This is a genomic window from Kitasatospora sp. NPDC048662, from assembly GCF_055587065.1.
The window spans coordinates 16,760-36,068 of the sequence record NZ_JBVJHA010000020.1 but is presented as its reverse complement, the minus strand read 5'-3'; the positions used below and the strand labels follow the sequence as shown (position 1 = coordinate 36,068).

15 protein-coding genes are annotated in these 19,309 nt (G+C 74.2%); 10 read left to right on the top strand and 5 right to left on the bottom strand.

Annotation, left to right across the window (positions count from 1 at the left end; genetic code table 11):
- Positions 1-20: 20 nt before the first annotated feature.
- Entirely contained in the window at positions 21-197 is a 177-nt protein-coding gene (locus ACZ6R9_RS32445) for a lysine biosynthesis protein LysW (protein ID WP_380479003.1), read from the bottom strand.
- Between the two features lie 399 nt (positions 198-596).
- Between ACZ6R9_RS32445 and ACZ6R9_RS32440 the strand changes: the two genes are divergently transcribed.
- From ACZ6R9_RS32440 to ACZ6R9_RS32405, 8 genes are read left to right on the top strand one after another with little or no spacing between them, the layout of a single operon-like run.
- Positions 597-1,007, top strand: a complete 411-nt coding sequence (locus ACZ6R9_RS32440) for a hypothetical protein (RefSeq protein WP_465542263.1) — start codon at positions 597-599, stop codon at positions 1,005-1,007.
- Positions 1,004-2,014: a BtrH N-terminal domain-containing protein gene (locus ACZ6R9_RS32435; RefSeq protein WP_465542261.1), complete on the top strand. Its 1,011-nt coding sequence runs from the start codon at positions 1,004-1,006 to the stop codon at positions 2,012-2,014. The genes ACZ6R9_RS32440 and ACZ6R9_RS32435 overlap by 4 nt, the downstream gene beginning before the upstream one ends.
- Positions 2,011-3,309, top strand: a complete 1,299-nt coding sequence (locus ACZ6R9_RS32430; RefSeq protein ID WP_465542259.1) for a DegT/DnrJ/EryC1/StrS family aminotransferase — start codon at positions 2,011-2,013, stop codon at positions 3,307-3,309. The genes ACZ6R9_RS32435 and ACZ6R9_RS32430 overlap by 4 nt, the downstream gene beginning before the upstream one ends.
- Positions 3,306-4,085, top strand: coding sequence for a transketolase (locus ACZ6R9_RS32425; RefSeq protein WP_465542257.1), 780 nt, complete (start codon positions 3,306-3,308; stop codon positions 4,083-4,085). The genes ACZ6R9_RS32430 and ACZ6R9_RS32425 overlap by 4 nt, the downstream gene beginning before the upstream one ends.
- Positions 4,082-5,035: a transketolase family protein gene (locus tag ACZ6R9_RS32420; RefSeq protein ID WP_465542255.1), complete on the top strand. Its 954-nt coding sequence runs from the start codon at positions 4,082-4,084 to the stop codon at positions 5,033-5,035. Before ACZ6R9_RS32425 ends, ACZ6R9_RS32420 begins: the two co-directional genes overlap by 4 nt.
- Before the next feature lie 43 nt (positions 5,036-5,078).
- Positions 5,079-5,327, top strand: coding sequence for a phosphopantetheine-binding protein (locus ACZ6R9_RS32415; protein WP_380479014.1), 249 nt, complete (start codon positions 5,079-5,081; stop codon positions 5,325-5,327).
- 1 nt (position 5,328) lies between these two features.
- The gene (locus ACZ6R9_RS32410; RefSeq protein WP_465542253.1) at positions 5,329-6,615 is read left to right on the top strand and encodes a cytochrome P450; all 1,287 of its coding nucleotides are present in this window, start codon (positions 5,329-5,331) and stop codon (positions 6,613-6,615) included.
- On the top strand, positions 6,612-7,376 hold the full coding sequence (locus tag ACZ6R9_RS32405; RefSeq protein WP_380479018.1) for a thioesterase II family protein: 765 nt from the start codon (positions 6,612-6,614) through the stop codon (positions 7,374-7,376). Before ACZ6R9_RS32410 ends, ACZ6R9_RS32405 begins: the two co-directional genes overlap by 4 nt.
- 725 nt (positions 7,377-8,101) lie before the next feature.
- On the opposite strand, the gene ACZ6R9_RS32400 is transcribed toward ACZ6R9_RS32405, so the two are convergent.
- From ACZ6R9_RS32400 to ACZ6R9_RS32390, 3 genes are read right to left on the bottom strand one after another with little or no spacing between them, the layout of a single operon-like run.
- Positions 8,102-11,911, bottom strand: coding sequence for an SDR family NAD(P)-dependent oxidoreductase (locus ACZ6R9_RS32400; protein ID WP_465542250.1), 3,810 nt, complete (start codon positions 11,909-11,911; stop codon positions 8,102-8,104).
- Between the two features lie 11 nt (positions 11,912-11,922).
- Positions 11,923-12,681 carry a thioesterase II family protein gene (locus ACZ6R9_RS32395; protein ID WP_380479022.1) on the bottom strand — a complete coding sequence of 253 codons (759 nt, stop codon included), beginning with the start codon at positions 12,679-12,681 and terminating at the stop codon, positions 11,923-11,925.
- Positions 12,681-15,983, bottom strand: coding sequence for a non-ribosomal peptide synthetase (locus ACZ6R9_RS32390; protein WP_465542248.1), 3,303 nt, complete (start codon positions 15,981-15,983; stop codon positions 12,681-12,683). Before ACZ6R9_RS32390 ends, ACZ6R9_RS32395 begins: the two co-directional genes overlap by 1 nt.
- Positions 15,984-16,247: 264 nt before the next feature.
- On the opposite strand from ACZ6R9_RS32390, the gene ACZ6R9_RS32385 reads away from it, so the two are divergent.
- Both ACZ6R9_RS32385 and ACZ6R9_RS32380 read left to right on the top strand, forming a co-directional pair.
- A complete protein-coding gene (locus ACZ6R9_RS32385; RefSeq protein ID WP_465542246.1) occupies positions 16,248-17,294 on the top strand; it encodes an acyl-CoA dehydrogenase family protein in 1,047 nt (348 codons plus the stop codon).
- Positions 17,294-18,328: an acyl-CoA dehydrogenase family protein gene (locus tag ACZ6R9_RS32380; RefSeq protein WP_380479027.1), complete on the top strand. Its 1,035-nt coding sequence runs from the start codon at positions 17,294-17,296 to the stop codon at positions 18,326-18,328. Before ACZ6R9_RS32385 ends, ACZ6R9_RS32380 begins: the two co-directional genes overlap by 1 nt.
- A gap of 108 nt (positions 18,329-18,436) precedes the next feature.
- Here the strand turns inward: ACZ6R9_RS32380 and ACZ6R9_RS32375 are convergent, their stop codons facing one another.
- A complete protein-coding gene (locus ACZ6R9_RS32375; RefSeq protein WP_380479029.1) occupies positions 18,437-19,165 on the bottom strand; it encodes a thioesterase II family protein in 729 nt (242 codons plus the stop codon).
- Between the last annotated feature and the right edge of the window lie 144 nt (positions 19,166-19,309).

Genomic DNA, 19,309 nt, shown 5'->3' with positions numbered 1-19,309 from the left:
CTTACGAACGAAGGGCCTGCCTACTCGCCCCAGTCCTCTTCGATTTCCGGGGCGAGCGCAAGAATCAGGGGGTTCGCGGATACCACCTCGAGGGCGGTCGAACAATCCGCACAATCAATGATTTCGGCGACCATAACGCCGTCTTCGACAGTGACCGGGGAACTGCACTCCGGGCACTTGTCCAGCAACTCGGCCATATCGCTTCCCCCAACTGTCCCGTTCCCCAACACCCGGCAACGAAACGTGATTTGACGATCATGTGCAGTGCAACGGACTGCGCCAGTAGAGCATCTGATCCACAGTCAGTCAAGGCTCTCCCCAGCACGTGGCAAGCCTTGCGCCGCACGGACCGGCTCGTCTAGCATCCGGGCTCAGCGCCATGGCACGCCGGATACTCCACTTGAATCGACGAGAGTCAAGCAGTGAGCCAAATTCTGCCGGACGAAACCATCCGAACCCACAGCATGACGGCCGTCGACCTGGGACCGCTTCTCAACAATACGGCCCTCACCGACGAGCAGACTTTGCACAACGGCCGGCTGAACATTTGGGGGAACAGCTTGCCCGCGGAAACCGTCCCCGCTGAACGATTCACGGTGGGCGGGGTTCCTTTCACCGCCCCCCGGCGCTCCCCGGCCGGAGCGGACAACGTCCGCTGCGAGGGGCAGCTGCTGCCGCTCCCGGAGGTCACCGCGGACTGGCTGCACCTGCTCGCCACCGCCGAACGCCGCTGCGAGGAGATCGCGCACGTCCACTACGCCGGCGGGGCGGTGGACCCGGAGTGGATCCGGGTCTCCGACTTCTGGCCCGCCCGCCCCCGCTTCGGCGAACAGCTGGCGGCCCGCTCCGGCGCGATGCACTATCCGCATCACCGCCAGGGCAACCTGGGCGGCCAGCTGTGGGCACTGCGGGTCCCGGTGACCCGGCGCGCACCGCTGCGCGCCCTGCGGCTGCCCGCCAACCCGGCGCTGCACCTGTTCGCCCTCACCGTGGAGACCGTCCGGTGAGCGCGCCCGCGCCGGGTTCCCTGGTCCCCTGGTACGACGATCTGTGCAGCTGCCTGCAGATGGACATCGGCTACGTCCTGATGTCGGCCGGCTGGGACCCCGTCCGCGCACTGGCCTCCGGCTGGCGTTTCACCGCGCCCACCGGGCCGGTCGAGTCGGTCGAGTACTACCATCCGGCCGGCGAACGGCTCGGCGAGCAGTTCTGCCTCTACCACCCGGTCGAGCTCCGCTGGCACCGGCCCGCCGACGCCGCGTCCGCGCACCGGGCGGTGCTGGACGCGCTGGCCGACGGCATCCTGCCGATCGTCGCGGTGAACAACTACCACCTGCCGTTCCGGCCCGCGTACCACGACGTGCACGCCGCCCACCTGCTGGTGGTCACCGGCTACGACCCGCGGCGCGAGGTCTACCGGATCGCCGACCCGATGCCGCCCGCCTACCGTGGCGAGCTGCCCCGGGCGGTCCTCGAACTGGCCCGGCAGGCCCTGGCCGTGGACGACGAGAGCGACCCGTTCTTCGCGGGCAGCTCCCCGGCGCTGCGCTGGCTGGAGGTGCGCCCCACCGGCCCCCAACCCGAGCTCACCGAAGCATGGGTGGAGCACACGCTGCGGGAGAACCTGGCCGCCATGCGGGCCCCCGGCGACCGCTCCGGCCCGGCGGCCCTCGACCGGATGCTGAACGAACTGCCCAAGCGCGCGGCGGAGTTCGGGCCGTCCGCGCTCCAGGAGTACTACGTGCTCGGCTGGCCCGCCCAGGCGGAGGCCGCGCTGCACGCCACCTTCCTGGCCGACGCCGCCGCCCGGCTGGAGCGGCCCGACCTGGCCGAGGCCGCCCGCTGGGTGGACCTGGTCGCCCACAGCTGGACCGGACTGCGCGTCAGCGCCGCCCACGCGGCGCTCGGCGCCGGACCGAGCACCACACACGTCATCGACCAGGGAAGGAAGCTGCTGGTGCACTGGGAGCAGAGCCTGCAACGGCTGGAGAGCGTCGTCCAGGAGGCGCGATGAGCCGCCTCGCGATGCTGGGCGGGACCCCCGCCGTACCCGCCGGCTCCACCGACCCCGCCGCCACCGACTGGCCGGTCGTCACGGAGGCGGAGGAGGCGGCCGTGCTGCGGGTGCTGCGCAGTGGCCGGCTCACCGCGACCGCCGCGGGCGAGCCCGAGATCGTGGCCCTGGAACGCGAGTGGGCCGAGTACGCGGGCGTGGCGCACTGCGTCGCGGTGGGCTCGGGCACCGCGGCGCTGCAGGTCGCGCTGGCCGCGGCCGGCGTCCGCCCCGGCGACCGGGTGGTGGTGCCGGCCCTGACCATGAACGCCACCGCGCACGCCGTCCGCCAGTGCGGCGCCGAACCGGTCTTCGCCGACATCGACCCCGACACCTACACCCTCGACCCGACCCGGGTGCCGGAGGCACTCACCGCACGCACCACGGCCCTGCTCCCCGTCCACCTGCACGGCCTTCCGGCCGACCTGGACGCGCTGCGCTCCGCCGCACCCGGCCTGGCGGTCGTCGAGGACGCCGCCCAGGCACACGGCGCGAGCTACCGCGGCCGGGCGGCCGGAGCGCTCGGCCTGGCCGGCTGCTTCAGCCTGCACCCCAGCAAGAACCTGCCCACCTGCGGCGAGGGCGGCCTGATCACCACCGACTCGGACGAGGTGCACCGGGCCGCACTGGCCCTGCGGAACTTCGGCGAGCGTCCGCCGGTGCGCACCCGCAGCTACATCGCCCACGGGCCCGGCGGCAACGCCCGGCTCGGCCCGGTGCAGGCCGCGTTCACCCGCTGCCAGCTGGAGCGGCTGCCGGAGCAGACCAAGGAACGCGACCGGGTGGTCGGCGCGTTCCTGGGCCGGCTGGCCGAACTGCCGGGCCTGCGGGTGCCGGTGGTGCCGGCCGACCGGACCCACGCCTGGCACATCCTGCGGCTGCGTCTGGTCCCGGCGGAGCTCGGCCTGCCCGGCGTCGCGCCCGCCGCCGTCCGGCGGGTGCTGCACCGGGCGCTGCGCGCCGAGGGCGTGCCGCTGTCGCAGTACCAGGTCGCGCCGCTTCCGGCCCACCCGGCCTTCCGGCCGGCCGGGCTGAGCGTGGACGAGATCGCCGAGCGCTTCCCGGTGGCCGGCGCCACCGTGGACGGCACCCTCTGCTTGCAGCGCCGCCAGCTCAACCCGGCCGCCGGGCCGGTGCTCCAGGCCTACGCGCGCGGCTTCGAGAAGGTCTGGGAGCACCTGCCGGTGATCCGTGACATGGTCCGCGCCCAGCCCTCGGACGACTGGCGCCGGGCGCTGGCCGGGGAGGCCCGGTGAACGCCGCGGCGGAACTGGCCCGTCAACTGCGCCGCGACATCGTCGAAATGGCGGCCGGCCCGCAGGGGGCGCACCTGGGCGGAAGCCTGTCCTGCGCCGACGTGCTGGCCGTGCTGTACGGCGAGGTGCTCGGCGAGCGGGACGCCTTCGTGCTCGGCAAGGGCCACGCCGCGCCCGCCCTGTACGCCGCGCTGGCCGCCACCGGCCGGATCGACCGGGCCGAACTGGCCCACTACGCCACCCCCGGCAGCCGGCTGTTCGGGCACCCGCCGCGCGGCCTGCCGGGCGTGGAGTTCCCGACCGGCTCGCTCGGGCACGGGCTGAGCCTGGGCATCGGGCTGGCCCTGGCCGAGCAGCTCACCGGCGGCGACGGCCGGGTGTACGTGCTGCTCGGCGACGGTGAACTCCAGGAGGGCTCGGTGTGGGAGGCGGCGATGTACGCCGGACACCGCCGCCCGCCCGGCCTGGTCGCGGTGGTGGACCGCAACGGCCTCCAGCTGACCGGCGACACCGAGGACACCGTCGGGCTGGAGCCGCTGGACGCCCGCTTCGAGGCCTTCGGCTGGGAGGTGCGGCCGGTGGACGGCCACGACCTGGACACCCTGCGGACCGCCCTGACCACGCCGGCCGACCGCCCGGTGATAGTGCTCGCCCGGACCGTCAAGGGCAAGGGCGTGCCCTTCCTCCAAGGCCGCACGTCGAGCCACTACGTCACGCTCCGGCCGGAGCTGCTGAAGCGCGCGCTGGCCGCGCTGGACGCCCGGAGGCCCGCATGAGCAGCCCGGCCGACACCCGCGCTCCCCGGGAGGCGTACCGGGAGGCGCTGCTCTCCCTGGCCGCCGAGGACGAGCGGATCGTGTGCCTGGACTCCGACACCGGCGGCCTGGAGAACTCCTTCGGCGCCCGGTTCCCGGAGCGCTACCTCAACATCGGCATCGCCGAGGCCAACATGTTCGGCATCGCCGCCGGTCTGGCGGCCCGCGGCCTGCGGCCCTACGTGCACACCATGGCGTGCTTCGCCACCCTGCGCGCGGCCGAGCAACTGAAGCTGGACATCGTCGGCAACGGCCTGCCGGTCCGGGTGGTGGCGACCCATGCGGGCCTGTCGGCCACCCACTTCGGCACCACCCACTACGGCCTGGAGGACCTCGCGGTGGCGCGGGCACTGATGGACCTGACCATCGTGGTGCCCGCCGACGCCGCCGAGATCGGCCCGGCCGTCGGCGCGCTGCACGGCCTGCCCGGCCCGTCCTATCTCCGCCTCGGCCGCTCCGCGACCGCGCCGGTGCACGCCGGGCCGCCCGCTTTCGAGCTGGGCCGGGCGGTGACGCTGCGGCCCGGCACGGACGTGACGCTGCTCGCGGCCGGCCCGCTGCCGGTCCTGCTGGCGCAGGAGGCGGCGAGCGCGCTGCAGGCCGACCGGGTGGACTGCCGGGTGGTGCAGATCCACACCCTCGACCCGCTGGACGAGGCCGCCGTGACGGACGCCGCCCGCACCACCGGCGGGCTGGTGACCATCGAGGAGCACCGCCCGCACGGCGGGCTCGGCGACGCGGTCGCCGAGGTGCTCGGGGCCCACTGCCCGGCACCGCACCTGCGGGTCGCCGTGCGCGGGCCGGTGGGCCGGGTGGTCCGCAGCCACCGGGACGCCCTCGCCGAGGCCGGCGTCAGCGCCGAGGCGGTCCGCCGGGCCGCCCTTCGGGTCCTCGACAACCGCCCGTCCTGAGACAACCGCACTCCGAGACAACCGCACATTTGAAGGGGGAGCAATGCCGGAGGGAACCAGCGCACGGATAGCCCGGCTGTACGGGCAGGTGCTGGACGTCGACCGGGTGTCCGGCGACGACGACTTCTTCGTCCTGGGCGGCAATTCGCTGACGGCGATGGAACTGCTCGACGCCATCGACGCCGAGCTCGGGATCCGGCTGCCGCCCCGGGTCCTGTACCGGGCGACCGCCGTGGCCGACCTCGCCCGTGAGGTGGACGCCCTGCTCGCGCGACCCGACCAAGGAGCCTGACATGCGGATCACCCGGCCGCCGTTCGCACCGGTGGACTTCAAGGACGCCGACCTCCTGGACTCGGCCTGGTACGCCACCGCCGACCCGCACGCGCTCTGGGCGCAGCTGCGCGAGAGCGACCCCGCGTACTACTGCGACCCCGCCGACGGGCGCGAGCCGTTCTGGGTGCTGACCCGGTACGAGGACGTCTCCCGGGTGCTGCGCGAGCACGAGTCCTTCTCCTCGCGGCGCGGCACCATGCTGTGCATCGTCGATCTGAGCATGCCCGACTTCGCGTCGGACGAGATGATGCCGGACACCGACCCGCCCCGGCACCGCCAGCTGCGCGAGCCGGTGAACCGGGCGCTCACCCCGCGGGCGATCGCGGCCCAGGAGGGCGCGCTGCGCCGCATCGTCCGGGACCTGCTGCGGCCGGCCCTGGACGGTGAGGTCTTCGACATCGCCCAGGCGGCACTGCTGTTCCCGATGGCCTTCACCGGGACGCTGATGGGCCTGCCCAGCGAGCACTGGCGGCGGATGTCCGAGCTGACCACGATGACCGTGGCCTACGACGATCCCGACTACGCGGTCGGCGACGCGAAAACGACGCTGCGCCTGGCCCACCACGAGCTGTTCGACTTCTTCCGGACCGAGGTGCGCAGCCGCGCCGCCGGCGGCACGGAGGCGACGGACGTGATCGGCGTGCTGCGCGCGATGGACGTGGACGGCGAACAGCTGACCGAGCGCCAGCTGATCCTCAACTGCTACGCCCTGCTGCTCGGCGCCAACGTCACCACCCCGCACGTGGCCGCGACGATGGTGCGGATGATGGCGCACCACCCGGAGCAGTACCGGGCGGCCCGCGCGGACCCGGAGCTGCGCCGGCCGCTGCTCCAGGAGGCGCTGCGCTGGGCGTCCCCGGCCAGCCACTTCATGCGCTACGCCGTCCGGGACGTGGAACTGCACGGGAAGACCGTGCGCGCGGGCGAGCCGGTCAGCGTCTGGCTGGGTTCGGCCAACCGGGACGAGCGGGTCTTCGAGCGGCCGTACGAGTTCGACGGGACCCGCCAGAACAACAAGCACCTGGCCTTCGGGGTGGGGCCGCACTACTGCATCGGCTCGGGCCTGGCCACCCTGGGCCTTCAGCTGCTGCTGGACGAGCTGCTGGAGCTGGTGGAGGCGGTGGAGCCGGCCGGCGAGGTCCGGCACCTGGCGTCGAACTTCGTGGCGGGCTACAAGAACATGCCGGTCCGGCTGACCCCGCGGGCCGGCCTGACCGACCGGAAGCTGGCGGGGGCGGGCACGTGACGGCTTCCCCCGCCCGGGCGCGGGCCGGGTCCTGGTTCGACGACCGCTTCCGCTCGGCCCGGGCCGAGTTCAGCCTCTTCTGCTTCCCGTTCGCCGGCGGCACCGCCGCCTACTACGCCTCGTGGGCGGCCGCCTTCGCCGGTGACGTGGTCGAGCTCGTCCCGGTGCAGCCGCCCGGGCGGGGCGCGCGGATGTCCGAGCCGGGCGCGGAGAGCATCACCGCGATGGCCGAGGAGGTGGCGGCGCTGATCGCCGGCTCGGGCAACCGGATCCTGCTGCTCGGCCACAGCATGGGGGCGATCACCGCCTTCGAGGTGGCCCGCAGGTTGGAGCGGCTGGGCCGCCCGGCGGAGTTCCTGACGGTCAGTGGACGGCCGTCGCCCGTGCTGACGCGTCCGCTCTCACCGGTCTCCACGCTCCCCCGCGGCGAGTTCGTCGAGATGCTGCGGGAGTACGGTGCCGCGCCGGACGAGGTGCTGGCCCATGAGGAGCTGCTGGATGTGCTGATCCCGATGATGCGGGCCGACTTCGCGATGATCGAGGGCTACCGATACAGCCCGGGCCCGGCACTCTCCTGCCCGGTGCGGGCCTGGTGCGGATCCCGCGATCCCGAGGTCACGCCGGCGGACATGCGGGGCTGGGGGGCGATGACCGAGAACCGCTTCGAGCTGTCGGTCCGGCCGGGCGGGCACTTCTTCCTGACCGATCACCGGAACGAGGTGGCAGCCGAGGTGCTGAACGCGGTCGCGGCGCTGGGCTGACGAACCCGACTGCGGGCCGGGACGGATCACCGCCCCGGCCCGCAGTCGTGCTGGCGCCCGCCGCCGCACCGGGGCCCACCCATCGGCACCCACCGCACACCGGGCCCGCCGTCATGTCAGCACCCGCCGCCATACCGGGGCCCGCCCTCATATCGGCACCCACCTCGTGCCATGGTCCGCCCTCATGCCGGGGCCCACCGCCATACCGGCACCCGCCCTCACGTCGGCGCCAGCCGTCCTGCCGAGGCCTCGCCCATCGGCACCCGCCGCGTACCGGGCCCGCCGTCATGTCAGCACCCGCCGCCATACCGGGGCCCGCCCTCATGTCGGCACCCACCTCGTGCCGGGGTCCGCCCTCATGCCGGGGCCCGCCGTCATATCGGCACCCGCCCTCACATCGACGCCAGCCGTCCTGCCGAGGCCCACCGTCGTATCGTCGGCACCCGCCGTCATATCGGCACCCGCCCTCACGTCGGCACCCGCCGCCGTGCCGGGGCCCGCCGTCCTGCCGGAGCCGGCCGTCGTCTCGGCGCCAGCCGTCGTCTCGGCACCCGCCCTCACGACGGCACCAGCCGCCGCGCCGGGGCCCGCCGCCCTGCCGGAGCCCGCCGTCATATCGGCGCCAGCCGTCCTGCCGACGCCCGCCGCCGCATCGGCGCCAGCCGTCGTCTCGGTACCCGCCGCCGTCTCGGGGCCCGCGCAGGGTGGCGCGGGCCCAGGGACGGTCAGCCGCGACCGGCCGCGTCGATCGCCGCCGCGAGTTCGCGCACCGTCGGGTTCCGGTACAGCAGCGGCACCGGCAGCTCGTGGCCGAAGCGGTCGCTCAGGCTGCCGGCGACCTGGAGCACCTGGATGGAGTCGCCGCCGAGCGTGAACAGCGAGTCCTCCCGGCCGACCCGGCGGTGGCCGAGGTGGGTGGCGAAGGCCCGGGCCACGGCCTGCTCGGTCTCGCCCTCGGGTTCGCTGTAGCGGGCGGCGGCCCGGTCGCCGTCCCGCCCGGCCAGGATCTGCGCGGGGTCGGGTGCGCCGGCGGCGTCCCGGGCGATCCGCGGTGTCACCAGTACCTGCACCAGCCGGCCGTGACCGGCCAGCGCCGCCGCCACCGCTCGCCGGACCTCGGCCGGCTCGGCCGTGGCCTCCGGCACCACGGCGACCACCGTGCTGCTGCCCGCGAACTGGTCGTCCGCCAGCTGCGCCTTCAGGTGCGCGTTGGCCGGATCGACCCCGAGCACCAGGTACGGCAGCGGCTGGTTGAGCGCGCCAAGCAGCAGGGCCAGCCCGTCGGACGGATCGACGGTCAGCAGTCCGCGCCGCTCGGCGGCGGCGACCAGCGGGCTGCCCGCGTTCATGCCGGTCTCCGCCCACATGCTCCAGGCCAGGCAGCGGACGTACCGGCCGTCGGACGCCCAGCGGTGGGCGTAGCCGTCCAGGGCCGCGCTGGCGGCCGAGTAGGCCCCGTAGGTGCTGCCGCCGAGCAGTCCGTTGACCGAGGAGAACAGCACCACACCGGTGTCCGGTCGGGTGGCGAGCAGTTGTTCCAGGGCGGCGCCGCCGGCCAGTTTCGCGTGCAGCATCCCGCGCAGCCACTGCGGGTTCTCCCGGCGCAGCTCGTGGCCGGACAGGTCCTGCCACTGCGGGGTGACGGACGCGCCGGCGGTGTGCACCACCAGGTCCAGCGGGCGGCCCCAGTCGGCCTCGGCCTCGGTGACGGCCCGGCCGAGGGCCTCCGGGTCGCCGATGTCGGCGGCCGCGTAGCGCACCTCGCCGAGGGTCCGCAGGTCGGCCAGGACGGCGGCCGGTTCTGCGGCGAGCCGGTCCTCGGGGGTGCGGCCGGTGATCAGCAGCCGCGCGCCGAGCGCGGCGAGCAGGTACTCGGCGACGTGCCGGCCGATTCCGCCGAGCCCGCCCGCGAGCAGGCAGCGGCCGCCGGGCCGCAGCGCCTGCGGCGGCACCGACCGGGTGTCGGGGAGGTCGGCCAGCCGTAGCCGTGGGGTGTGGGCGACGGCGTCCCGGACGGCCACCAGGTCGGCCGGGTGGCCGGCCAGCGCGGACCGGGCCGCTTCCTCGGCGTCGGCCGCGGGCGCCAGGTCGACCAGCCGGATCGCGCCGACCGTGCCCTCGGCCGCCGCGGTGCGCACCAGGCCGGCGAGTGCGGCGCTGCCCGGGTCGACGGGGTCCTCGGCGTGGACGCCGAGCGCTCCCCGGGTGAGCACGGTGACCTCGGCGGCGGGCAGGGTCCGGGCGAGGGCCGCGAGGGTGTCCAGCAGCCGGACGGAGCGCGCGGCGGGGTCGGGCTCGGGCCCGGACTCGGCTTCCCAGGCACAGATCACCCGGGGGTCGGGGCCGAGGGCGGCGAGGCGGGCGAGTTCCGGCTCGAAGCCGGCTTCGGTGCCGGGGAGGGTGACGGTGTGCAGCTCGCCGGCCGGCAGCAGGGCGGCGAGTGCGGCGGGCAGTGCGCTGCCGGGCCTGGCGAGCAGCAGGACCGGGCCCCGGCCGGGCTCGGTGTCGCGGGCCGGGCCGAGCGTCTCCCAGACGCGTTCCAGGACCCGGCCGGGGCCGGCCTGCTGCGGGCCTTCGGCGGTTTCCGGTCCCCGGCCGTGCTGCCGGTCGTACTGCCGGTCGGCGAAGCGTCCGGCGAGGTACTGCTCGGCGAGCTGCCCGCGCTGGATCTTCCCGCTGGCGGTGCGCGGGAACTCCTCGGCGCTGACGGGCACCACCGCCGCCGGGCGCAGCGCCAGTTCGCGGGCGAGCGCGGTGCGCACGGCGGCGACGGCGCCGTCCAGGTCGCCGGCGGCCTCCTCGGCGGGGACGAAGAACACCAGCACCGCGTCGGTGCCCGCCTCCTCGTCGTGGATTCCGCAGACCGCGGCGCAGGCGGGCCGCACCCCGGGTACCTGCTCGATCACGGCCTCGGCGTCGGAGACCGGGTAGTTGGCCCCGTTGACGATCACCATGTCCTTCTCGCGCCCGGTCAGGGTGAGCCGTCCGTCGCGCAGGAAGCCGAGGTCGCCGGTGTCGAACCAGCCGTCCGCAGCGAAGCTCGCCGCGTTGGCGGCGGGGTTGCGGTAGTACTCGCGCAGCAGGGTGTCGCCGCCCACGTGGAGTCGGCCGATCCGTCCCTCGGGGAGCAGCGCGCCCTTTTCGTCGACGATCCGCAGTGCCACTCCGGGGATCGGCGGGCCGACCTCGGTCAGCGCCACCGACCTGGGCGTGCCGTAGGGGACGGCGCCGAGCTGCCCGTCGAGGGTGTCGGGGTCGAGCGAGACGGTGCCGACGGCGGGGTCCTCGGCGTGCAGCACCGAGTAGGTGACGCCGGAGGAGGTCTCGGACATGCCCCAGCAGGGCACCATCGCGTCGGTGGGCAGGCCGTGCGGTGCGAGCTGCTGGAGGAAGCGCCGCGCGGTGCGGGCCACCACTGCCTCGCCGGCGTTGCACAGGTGGCGGGCGGTGGAGAGGTCCCAGTGGCCTGCGGCGATCTCCTCCGCGTGCTTGTTGACCAGTGCGAACGCGAAGTTGGGGGCCCAGGTGTTGGTGATCCGGTAGCGGTCGATCCAGTCGAGCAGGGCGACCGGCCGCCGGACGAAGTCCTCGGTGCGGGCGTTGACGTGTTCGCAGCGCAGGAAGACGTCCCGGACGTTGGACATGACGATGCCGCCGACGTGGTCGAGCGGCATGAAGTTGAGTGTCACCTCGTGCTCGGTGAAGCCGTTGGCGGCGATCACGGCGTGGCTGCGGGCGGTGATCGACCGGTGGGCGTGCCGGACGCACTTGGGCGCTCCGGTGGAGCCCGAGGTGAGCAGGTGCAGGGCCGGGCGGTCCGGGTCGTCGGGCAGCGGGTCCGCGGGGTCGGCGGCGGTCAGTTCGCGCACCGAGGCGACCCGGGGGCCGTCGGCGGTGCCCCAGAGCCCGGCGAGGCCGGCGGTCGGGTCGCGCAGGGCGTCGTCGGTGAGGATCAGCGGCCGCTCCAGCAGTTCCCAGGCCGAGCGCAGCCGGCGGGTGACGGCGTTCTCGGCGGTGTAGTCGGGTGCGGGCCCGACCGGGGTGGGGACCAGTCCGCCGAGTACGCAGGCCCAGAAGCCGGTGAGGAAGGCCCGGCTGTCGGCGCAGTGCAGCAGCACGGCCTCGCCGGGTTGCAGTCCGCGCTGCCGCAGGCCGGTCAGCAGGCAGCGGGCCTCGTGCAGCAGGGCGGCGTAGCTCTGCCGGTCGGTGCTGCCGTCGGGCAGCAGGAAGAGCGTGCCGCGTTGCGGCGCCGTCTCGGCGGCCCGGATCAGCGCCGCGGTGAGGGTGGTGGGTGCGTCCGGCGGGAGCGCGAGGGGCCCGCCGGTGCTGAGGGCGGGCCGGTCGCCGGGGATCGGCCGGGCGGCGGGCGGCCGGACCGGGGACGGTGATTCGGCGGTCCGGTCGGCGGGTGCGGCGCGCAGTCGGCGGTCGGCGACGGCCGCCGCTTCCCGGACGCCGGGCACGGCAGCGGCCAGCCGCCCGAGTTCCGCCAGGTCGGGGCCGGTCGGCCGCGGTGGCTCGGCGGGGTACGCCATGGTGGGCCCTTTCAGTCGGTCAGCACGGTGCGGGCGAGCACCTGGAGGGTCCGTTCGGTCGGGCGGTTGACGAAGTAGTGGCCCCCGTCCACCTCGTGGTGGCTGTGTCCGGCGGTGGTGCAGGACTCCCAGCCGGCCAGGTCGGCGCGGTCGACCACGGTGTCCTCGGTGCCGCGCAGGGTGGTGACGGGGCAGGGCAGCGGGTCGCCGGGCCGGTGCCGGTACTGCTCCCAGAGCGCGAAGTCGGCGCGCAGCAGCGGCAGCAGGAACTCCACCATGGCCGGGTTGGCCAGCACCGCGTCGGGCAGTCCGCCGCGTTCCCGGACGGTGTCGAGGAGTTCGGCGTCCGGCAGGGTGTGCAGCGGGCGGGCGGGCGGTGGGGACTGCGGGGCGGGCTGGGCGGCGGCGATCACCCGGCGCGGCCGGATGCCGTGCCGCTGCCCGAGCTCGCGGGCCAGTTCGTAGGCCAGCAGTCCGCCGGCGCAGTGCCCGTAGAGGACGAACTCGTCGGTGCAGAACGGCCGCAGGGCGATGGCGGCGGCCCGGACCAGTGGGTTGAGGCCGGCCGGCGGGTCCTCGGCGGAGCGGTCCTCGCGGCCGGGCAGTTGGACGGCGAGGACCTCGACGGACGGCGGCAGCAGTTCGGGCCAGTCCCGGTAGACCGAGGCGCCGCCGCCGGCGTAGGGCAGGCAGATCAGCCGGACCGAGGGGGCGGGCCGGGCGGCCCGCCGGATCCACGGCGACTCCGCGGTGAACACGGCGCCCGCCATCACTCGTCCCCGAACCGGGAGCGGGACAGGTCGGCGATCTCCTCGTCGCCGAGTCCCTCGACCAGGTCGAGGGCGGCGGCCAGCAGTTCGCGGCGCTCGGCCTCCCGGGCGAGTGTCTCGTCGATGATCCGGGCCAGCCCCGCGGCGGTCGGTGCGGCGAAGAACTCGGAGATCGGGATCTCCACGCCGAAGACGGCCTTCACCCGGGGGGCGATCCGGATCGCCTGGAGGCTGGTGCCGCCGAGCGCGAAGAAGTTGACGTGCTTGCCGACCCGGGCGCCCAGCAGCGGGCCGAACACCTCGGTGGCGACGGTGCGTTCGGTCGCGGTGGCGTCGGCGAGGTCGTCGGTGCCGAGGAGGTCCGGTGCGTCGAACTCGACCGCGGGCAGTGCCCGCCGGTCCACCTTGCCGCTGCGGGTGAGCGGCACCTCGTCGACCGGGACCAGCACGCTGGGCACCATGGTCGGGGGCAGCCGGTGGCCCAGCGCCGAGCGGACGGCGTCCAGCTTCAGGTCGGCGCCTTCGGCGGCGACCACGTAGGCGACCAGCAGGGTGCCTCGGTGCGGGTCGACCGCGACGTCGGCGACCGCCCTCGCCACCTCGGGCAGCGACTGGATCGCCGCTTCCACGTCGCCCAGTTCGATCCGCACCCCGCGGACCTTGACCTGCCGGTCGGCCCGGCCGCGGAAGACCAGGTCGCCGTCCGCGCGCCAGCCGGCCAGGTCTCCGGTCAGGTACATCCGGGAGCCGGGCGGCCCGTACGGGTCGGGCCGGAACCGTTCGGCGGTCAGGTCGGGGCGGCCGAGGTAGCCGCGGGCCACGCCGAGGCCGGCCACCGCCAGTTCGCCGACCGCTCCGGCCGGGAGCAGCCCCAGCTCGGCGTCGAGGACGTACGCGCGGTGGTTGGTCATGGCCCGGCCCATCGGGGGCGAGCCGGTCCAGTGGCCCTCGCACTGCTTGGCCACCACCGTCACCGTGGTCTCGGTCGGGCCGTAGCCGTTGGTGAAGGCGCAGTGCCGGGCCCAGCGGGTGGTCAGCTCGCCGGAGAACGCCTCGCCGCCGACGAAGGCGACCCGCAGGTCGGCGTAGCGTTCGGGGGCGAGCAGTTCCATGATGGCCGGCGGCAGGTCGATCACGGTGATCCGCTGCTCGGTCATCAGCCGGTCGACGGTGTCCAGCGAGGACCGTTCCTCGTCGTCCACCACGTACAGCCGGGCCCCGGACAGCAGCGCGGCGAAGATCTCGAACACCGACACGTCGAAGCCCACGGAGGCGAACTGCAGGACCCGGTCCTCGGGGCCGAGGCCGAACATCTCCTGGACGTTGCGGATGAAGCCGGTGGCGTTGCGGTGCTCGATCAGGACGCCCTTGGGGCGGCCGGTGGAGCCGGAGGTGTAGATCACGTACGCCAGGGACTCGGGCGCCAGGTCGATCTCCGGCGGGGTGTCCGGCAGCCCCGTGGTGTCGGTGTCCACCGGTATCACGGTGAGGCCGGGCAGTCCGCTCAGCTGTTCGGCCTGCGGGTCGGCGAGCACGGTGCGGGCGCCGCAGTCGGCGAGCACGGTGCGGACCCGGTCGGCGGGCTGGCCGCTGTCGATCGGCACGTAGGCGGCGCCGGCCTTCAGTACGGCGAGGACCGCCTCCACTGCGGCCGGGCCGCGCGGCAGCAGCACCGGGACGCATTCGCCGGGGCGGACACCCTGTGCGACGAGATGGTGGGCCAGCCGGCTGGTGCGGTGGTCCAGCTCCCGGTAGCTGATCTCGCCGCCGCGGGCGGCCAGCGCGATCCGGTCGGGGTGGGCGGCGGCGACCTCGGCGAAGCGCCGGTGCAGCAGTTCGGGCGGCCGGTGTCCGATCGGCGCGTTCCACTCCGCGAGGATCCGCTCGCGTTCCTCCTCGGCGGTGACGGAGAGCCGGCCGAGCCGCCGGTCCGGGACGGCGCAGCCCTCGGCAAGCAGCGCCAGGTAGCGTTCGGCGAGCCGGCGCGCGGTGCTCTGCTCGTACAGCGCGGTGGCGTAGCGCACCAGGACGGCCGGGTCCCGGTCGTCGAACCGGGTCTCCAGGGCGAGTTCGAAGGCGCTCGCGCCGGTCTCGACCTGTTCCGCGCGCAGGCGCAGCGCTCCGGCGGTGGCGGTGCCGATCGCTTCGGCGCCGGTCTGGAAGCCCAGCTGGGCCAGCGGCAGCCGGGACGGGTCGGGCTCCAGCCGCAGCCCGTCGAGGATCAGCCGGAACGGCAGGGACCCGTGCTGCTCGGCCTCGGCCCGGTGGGCGGCGACCCGGCGGACGGTGTCGGCGAAGGAGGCGTGCTCGTCCAGCTCGACGCGCAGCGGCAGCAGGTTTCCGCAGTCGCCGACCAGCAGCCCGGAGGGCAGCCCGTCGAGTGCCTGGTACGGCAGGCCGATGGTCAGGTCGGTGGCCGAAACGTGCCGGGAGACGAGCGCGAAGAATGCACCCAGCAGAACATCCCGTTCGGATACGTCCAGATTTTCCGCGAGTTTTCTCACGTTCGCCTGAATTTCACCGGAAGCCGCCACCTCGACGACTTCCGCGGTCAGGTCGAGTACCCGCGGCCGGGCATGGTCGGCGGATATTTCGGTGTTTTCCCAGGCCGCCAGCGCACGCTGCCAGAATTCCGCGTCCCGCTGGGCCTGCGGAGTTCCGGTCCGTTCCCGCTGGGCGCTCGCGTACTCGCCGAAGTGGCGGCTCGGCGCCGGGTGGCGGGGCGGCTCGCCGGCCGCCCGGGCGCGGTACGCCTCGGCCAGGTCGTCCAGCAGCACGCCGGCCGAGCGGGCGTCCATCACCAGGTGGTGACTGACCAGGACCAGCACATGCCGGTCGGCCGACACCCGCAGCAGCCGCCAGCGCACCGGCGGCTCGGCGTTCAGGTCGAACCCGGTGGCCAGCGAGGTGGCCACCAGGTGGTGCAGACGATGGGTCAATTCATTTTCTGTGCAAGGTTCTTCGGAGAGTACGGCCGGTCGCGCCTGTTGCACAACCTGTACCCCGCCCTCGTGCTCGTGCGGGAAGACCGAACGCAGCACACTGTGCCGCTCGTGCAGGTCGTCCAGCGCCTGCCGGAGGGCCTCCCGGTCCAGCGGTCCGTCCAGGTGGAACGCGAACCCCAGCCCGTACGCCCTGCTGCTGGGCGACACCTTGTCGAACAGCCAGAGCTGCTCCTGCCGGTACGACAGCGGCGCGGTGCGAGCGCCGGGTGAGACTCCGTCCAGTCGGGAAAGCAACTCCGCCCGGCGGTCCGCCGGCATGCCGCGCAGCCTTCTGAGCAACTCGCTCTGCTGACTCAAATTTCGCCCCCCAGTCCACCGGGCGGCATCCACGGCTCTGCGGGAGACCACCCGTCCGAATTAATCGCGGGAATTACGCGCTCTGCTATCCAGGGTCGTCAACGTGTGACACAGTAGTGCGGTCATCGAGTCTCGACAAGGATCACAGCCATGGATTTTGGCATCACCCGGAGAGCTGTTGACTTCGGCGAAGAGCTGAAAACCCTGTTGACCTCTGCGGATACCGCCCGTTTGCTGGAGCGACTACGGGCGCGCGAGGACGGCATGGACGGAGACGTGCGCGAGGTCTACCGCCACCTCGGCCGGGCCGGGGTGCTGGCCCCGTCCTGGCCCGAGGAGCACGGCGGCCGGGGCGGCGACTTCACCGAGACGATGGTCCTGCTGGAGGAGCTGGTGCGGCACGGGGTGCCACAGAGCCTCTACTACATATCGGTGCAGATCGTCGGCTCGCTCATCATGCAGTCCGGCAGCGAGGAGCAGAAGCGCGAGCTGCTGCCCCGGCTCGCCTCCGGCGAGCTGGCGGCCTGCATCCTGTTCACCGAGCCCGAGCACGGATCGGACCTGGCGTCCGTCACCGCCAGGGCGGAGCCGGACCAGGCCGGCGGCTGGGTGCTGGACGGGCGCAAGACGTACAACCTGAAGACCGGCTACGCCGACCTGGCGCTGTGCGTGGTGCGTACCGACGACGAACTCAACCGCTACGAGGGCCTCACGCTGTTCCTGGTGCCGCTGGACGCGCCGGGGGTGACGGTGCGGCCGATGCCCGCCCTGGCCGGCGAACAGTTCAACGACGTCACCCTGGACCAGGTCCGGGTCGGCCCGGAGGCACTCCTCGGTGCGCCGGGCGCGGGCTGGTCGCTGATCACCCGGATGTTCGCCGCCGAGCGCAGCGGGCTCGACTACTACGCCCGCGCCCGGCACTGGCTCGACCTGACGGCCGAGCGCCTCACCGACGCCGGCCGCGAGCCCGACTCCACCGAGCTGGCCGACCTGGCCCGGCACCGGGCCCGGCTGGACGCCGGCCGGCTGCTCACCTGCCGGGCGATGCAGCAGCTCCAGGAGGACCGGCCGGACATCGCCCGCGCGTCAATGTCGAAGTGGCACTGCAGTGAGACCGCGCAGGCGATCTCCTGGTGGTCGCTGGAGGTGATCGGGGTACCGCTGCTGGACCCAGGCCGGGACGAGGGTGTCCTGGAGGCCGCGTACCGGGAGGCCCCGGGGATGACCATCTCCGGCGGCGCGTCGGAGGTTCTGCTGGACATCGTGACCGGTGCCCGGCTGCTCGAGGACGTGGAGACGGGGGGCAACTGATGGATCTTCGGACGGATCCGGTCCAGCGCCGACTGGCCGAGGCCGTGGACGCCGCGCTCAGCCGCACCGGCGACCCGTACGCCGAGCTGGCCGCCATCGGCGTGCCCGAGCTGAGCCTGCCGGCCCGGCTCGGCGGGTACGGCCTCGGGCTGGGCGCCGACGTGGTCGTCAACCTGCGGCTCGGCCACCACCTCCAGCCGCTCCCGGCCGGGCGGGAGACCCTGTTCGCGCTCGGCCTGCTGACTGCCGAGCAGCTGCCCGACGGCCTGCTGGAACAGGTGCTCAAGGGCGCCGCGCACGTGGTGACCATCGGGGTGCACGACCGGCCCACCCTGCGGGCCGACCAGGCGGGCGGGCTGTGGGGGGAGAGCGGGCCGCTGCCGTCCGGCGAGCCGGCGCTGGCGGTGGTCCGCGCGACGGCCCCCGGCGGCGTCCCGCGCTGGTACGTTGTGCGGCCCGACCCGGCGGACGAACCGGCCGGCGACGGAAGCCTGTTGGGCGTTCCGGGCCGGACGGTGCGGTTCGCCGGCACCCGGGCCACCGAGATCGAGGTGCCGGACGAGCTGCTCCGCTCCGAGCTGGACGCGGCCCGCATCCGGCAGGCCGCCGTCCTGCTCGGCCTGGCCGACCGGGCGGTGGCGGCCACCCGCACCCATGTGAACCGCCGGACGCAGTTCGGCCGCCCGCTGGTCGAGCTGCAGACGGTGGCGCACCGACTGGCCCGGCTGGTGGGCCTGGCGGACGGGTGGCGGCTGCTCGTGCACGAGGCCGCCTGGCGGCACGACCTGGGCGAGCCGTGCACCGGCGAGGCCGCGCAGGCGCTGGCCGCGGCGGCCGAACACGCCCTCACGGCCACCCGGCTGTGCATCCAACTGCACGGCGCACGCGGCATGCTGGCGCACTCGACCGCCGCGACCGCGTACCGCCTGGCCTCGCTGGAGGCCACCCGGATGGGTCCGCCCGCCCGGCTCTGGGCGGAGGCCGGCCGGGCGCACCTGGCGGCGGGGCGGGCCGCGCCCGGCCTGACCGGCTGAGCACCCGGCCCGGCGAATGCGCCTAGGGTCTGTCCGGTCGGTCCAGCGGGATGATCCGGCGTCGCGCGCCCGGCAGGACCGGCCGGACAGACCCTGGCGGCCGGGCGCTCAGCCGGCCGTCAGGTCGGCGTGCAGCCGCTCCAGCAGGGCGGCCGGCGGGTCGAGGAAGGTGTAGTGGGTGCCCGGCAGGAGGACGTCCTCGGTCGGCGCCCACTTCGCCCAGCCGTCCATCAGCCGGTACGGCACCTCCACGTCGGCGTCCCAGCCGATCGCGGTGAGCGGGCAGGGGGCCCGGCCGGCGGCCGGCTTGCGGTAGCGCCGGTTGGCCTCCACGTCGGCGGTCATCACCTCCATGAAGAGGTCGACCAGGTCGGCCGGCGGGTTCGCCGAGCCCAGCGCACCGAACAGCCCGCGCAGTTCGTCGCGCAGCTCCTCCTCGGACAGCCCGAGGAACCGCCCGTACGGTCCGTCCTGCGGGGCGACCTGGGAGGAGAGGAAGCACCGGGCCGGTGGGCGCAGGCCCAGTTCCTGCACCCGCAGCACGCTCTCGAAGGCGGGCAGCGCGCCGCCGCAGTGCCCGAACACCCCGTACGGCCGGTCCAGGTAGTCGGAGATCCCGTCCACCAGATCGACCGCGAGGTTTTCGTAGGTACCGAAATGCGGCTCGCGCATCCGGTTCTCCCGGCCGGGCAGCTGGAGCGGGAGGAGTTCGACCCCACCGATCCGCTCCGGCCATTTCAGGAACATCGAGGCACCGCACCCCGAATAGGGGAAGAGGAACAGCCGGAATTCGGCGTCGGGCGCGGGCGCCCGCAGGAACCACTTCGGAATCGGCATGCCCACGATGGTAGCGATTCGACTCAACATCAGCTAGCAGTACGTCAGTTGTGGCTGCTAGGCTGCGGCTTCGCACCGCACTTCGAGTGGCCGCTGGCCCTTCCGCCGTATGCTCAGGGGGTTCGATGCAGGGGGCGCAGTTCA

What these genes read in the sequence shown, in the direction of transcription:
- ACZ6R9_RS32380 (WP_380479027.1), top strand. Translation starts at nt 17,294, where the DNA reads ATGGATCTTCGGACGGATCCGGTCCAGCGCCGACTGGCCGAGGCCGTG.
- ACZ6R9_RS32430 (WP_465542259.1), top strand. Translation starts at nt 2,011, where the DNA reads ATGAGCCGCCTCGCGATGCTGGGCGGGACCCCCGCCGTACCCGCCGGC.
- ACZ6R9_RS32400 (WP_465542250.1), bottom strand. Translation starts at nt 11,911, where the DNA reads ATGGCGTACCCCGCCGAGCCACCGCGGCCGACCGGCCCCGACCTGGCG.
- ACZ6R9_RS32445 (WP_380479003.1), bottom strand. Translation starts at nt 197, where the DNA reads ATGGCCGAGTTGCTGGACAAGTGCCCGGAGTGCAGTTCCCCGGTCACT.
- ACZ6R9_RS32415 (WP_380479014.1), top strand. Translation starts at nt 5,079, where the DNA reads ATGCCGGAGGGAACCAGCGCACGGATAGCCCGGCTGTACGGGCAGGTG.
- ACZ6R9_RS32385 (WP_465542246.1), top strand. Translation starts at nt 16,248, where the DNA reads ATGGACGGAGACGTGCGCGAGGTCTACCGCCACCTCGGCCGGGCCGGG.
- ACZ6R9_RS32410 (WP_465542253.1), top strand. Translation starts at nt 5,329, where the DNA reads ATGCGGATCACCCGGCCGCCGTTCGCACCGGTGGACTTCAAGGACGCC.
- ACZ6R9_RS32420 (WP_465542255.1), top strand. Translation starts at nt 4,082, where the DNA reads ATGAGCAGCCCGGCCGACACCCGCGCTCCCCGGGAGGCGTACCGGGAG.
- ACZ6R9_RS32375 (WP_380479029.1), bottom strand. Translation starts at nt 19,165, where the DNA reads ATGCCGATTCCGAAGTGGTTCCTGCGGGCGCCCGCGCCCGACGCCGAA.
- ACZ6R9_RS32395 (WP_380479022.1), bottom strand. Translation starts at nt 12,681, where the DNA reads ATGGCGGGCGCCGTGTTCACCGCGGAGTCGCCGTGGATCCGGCGGGCC.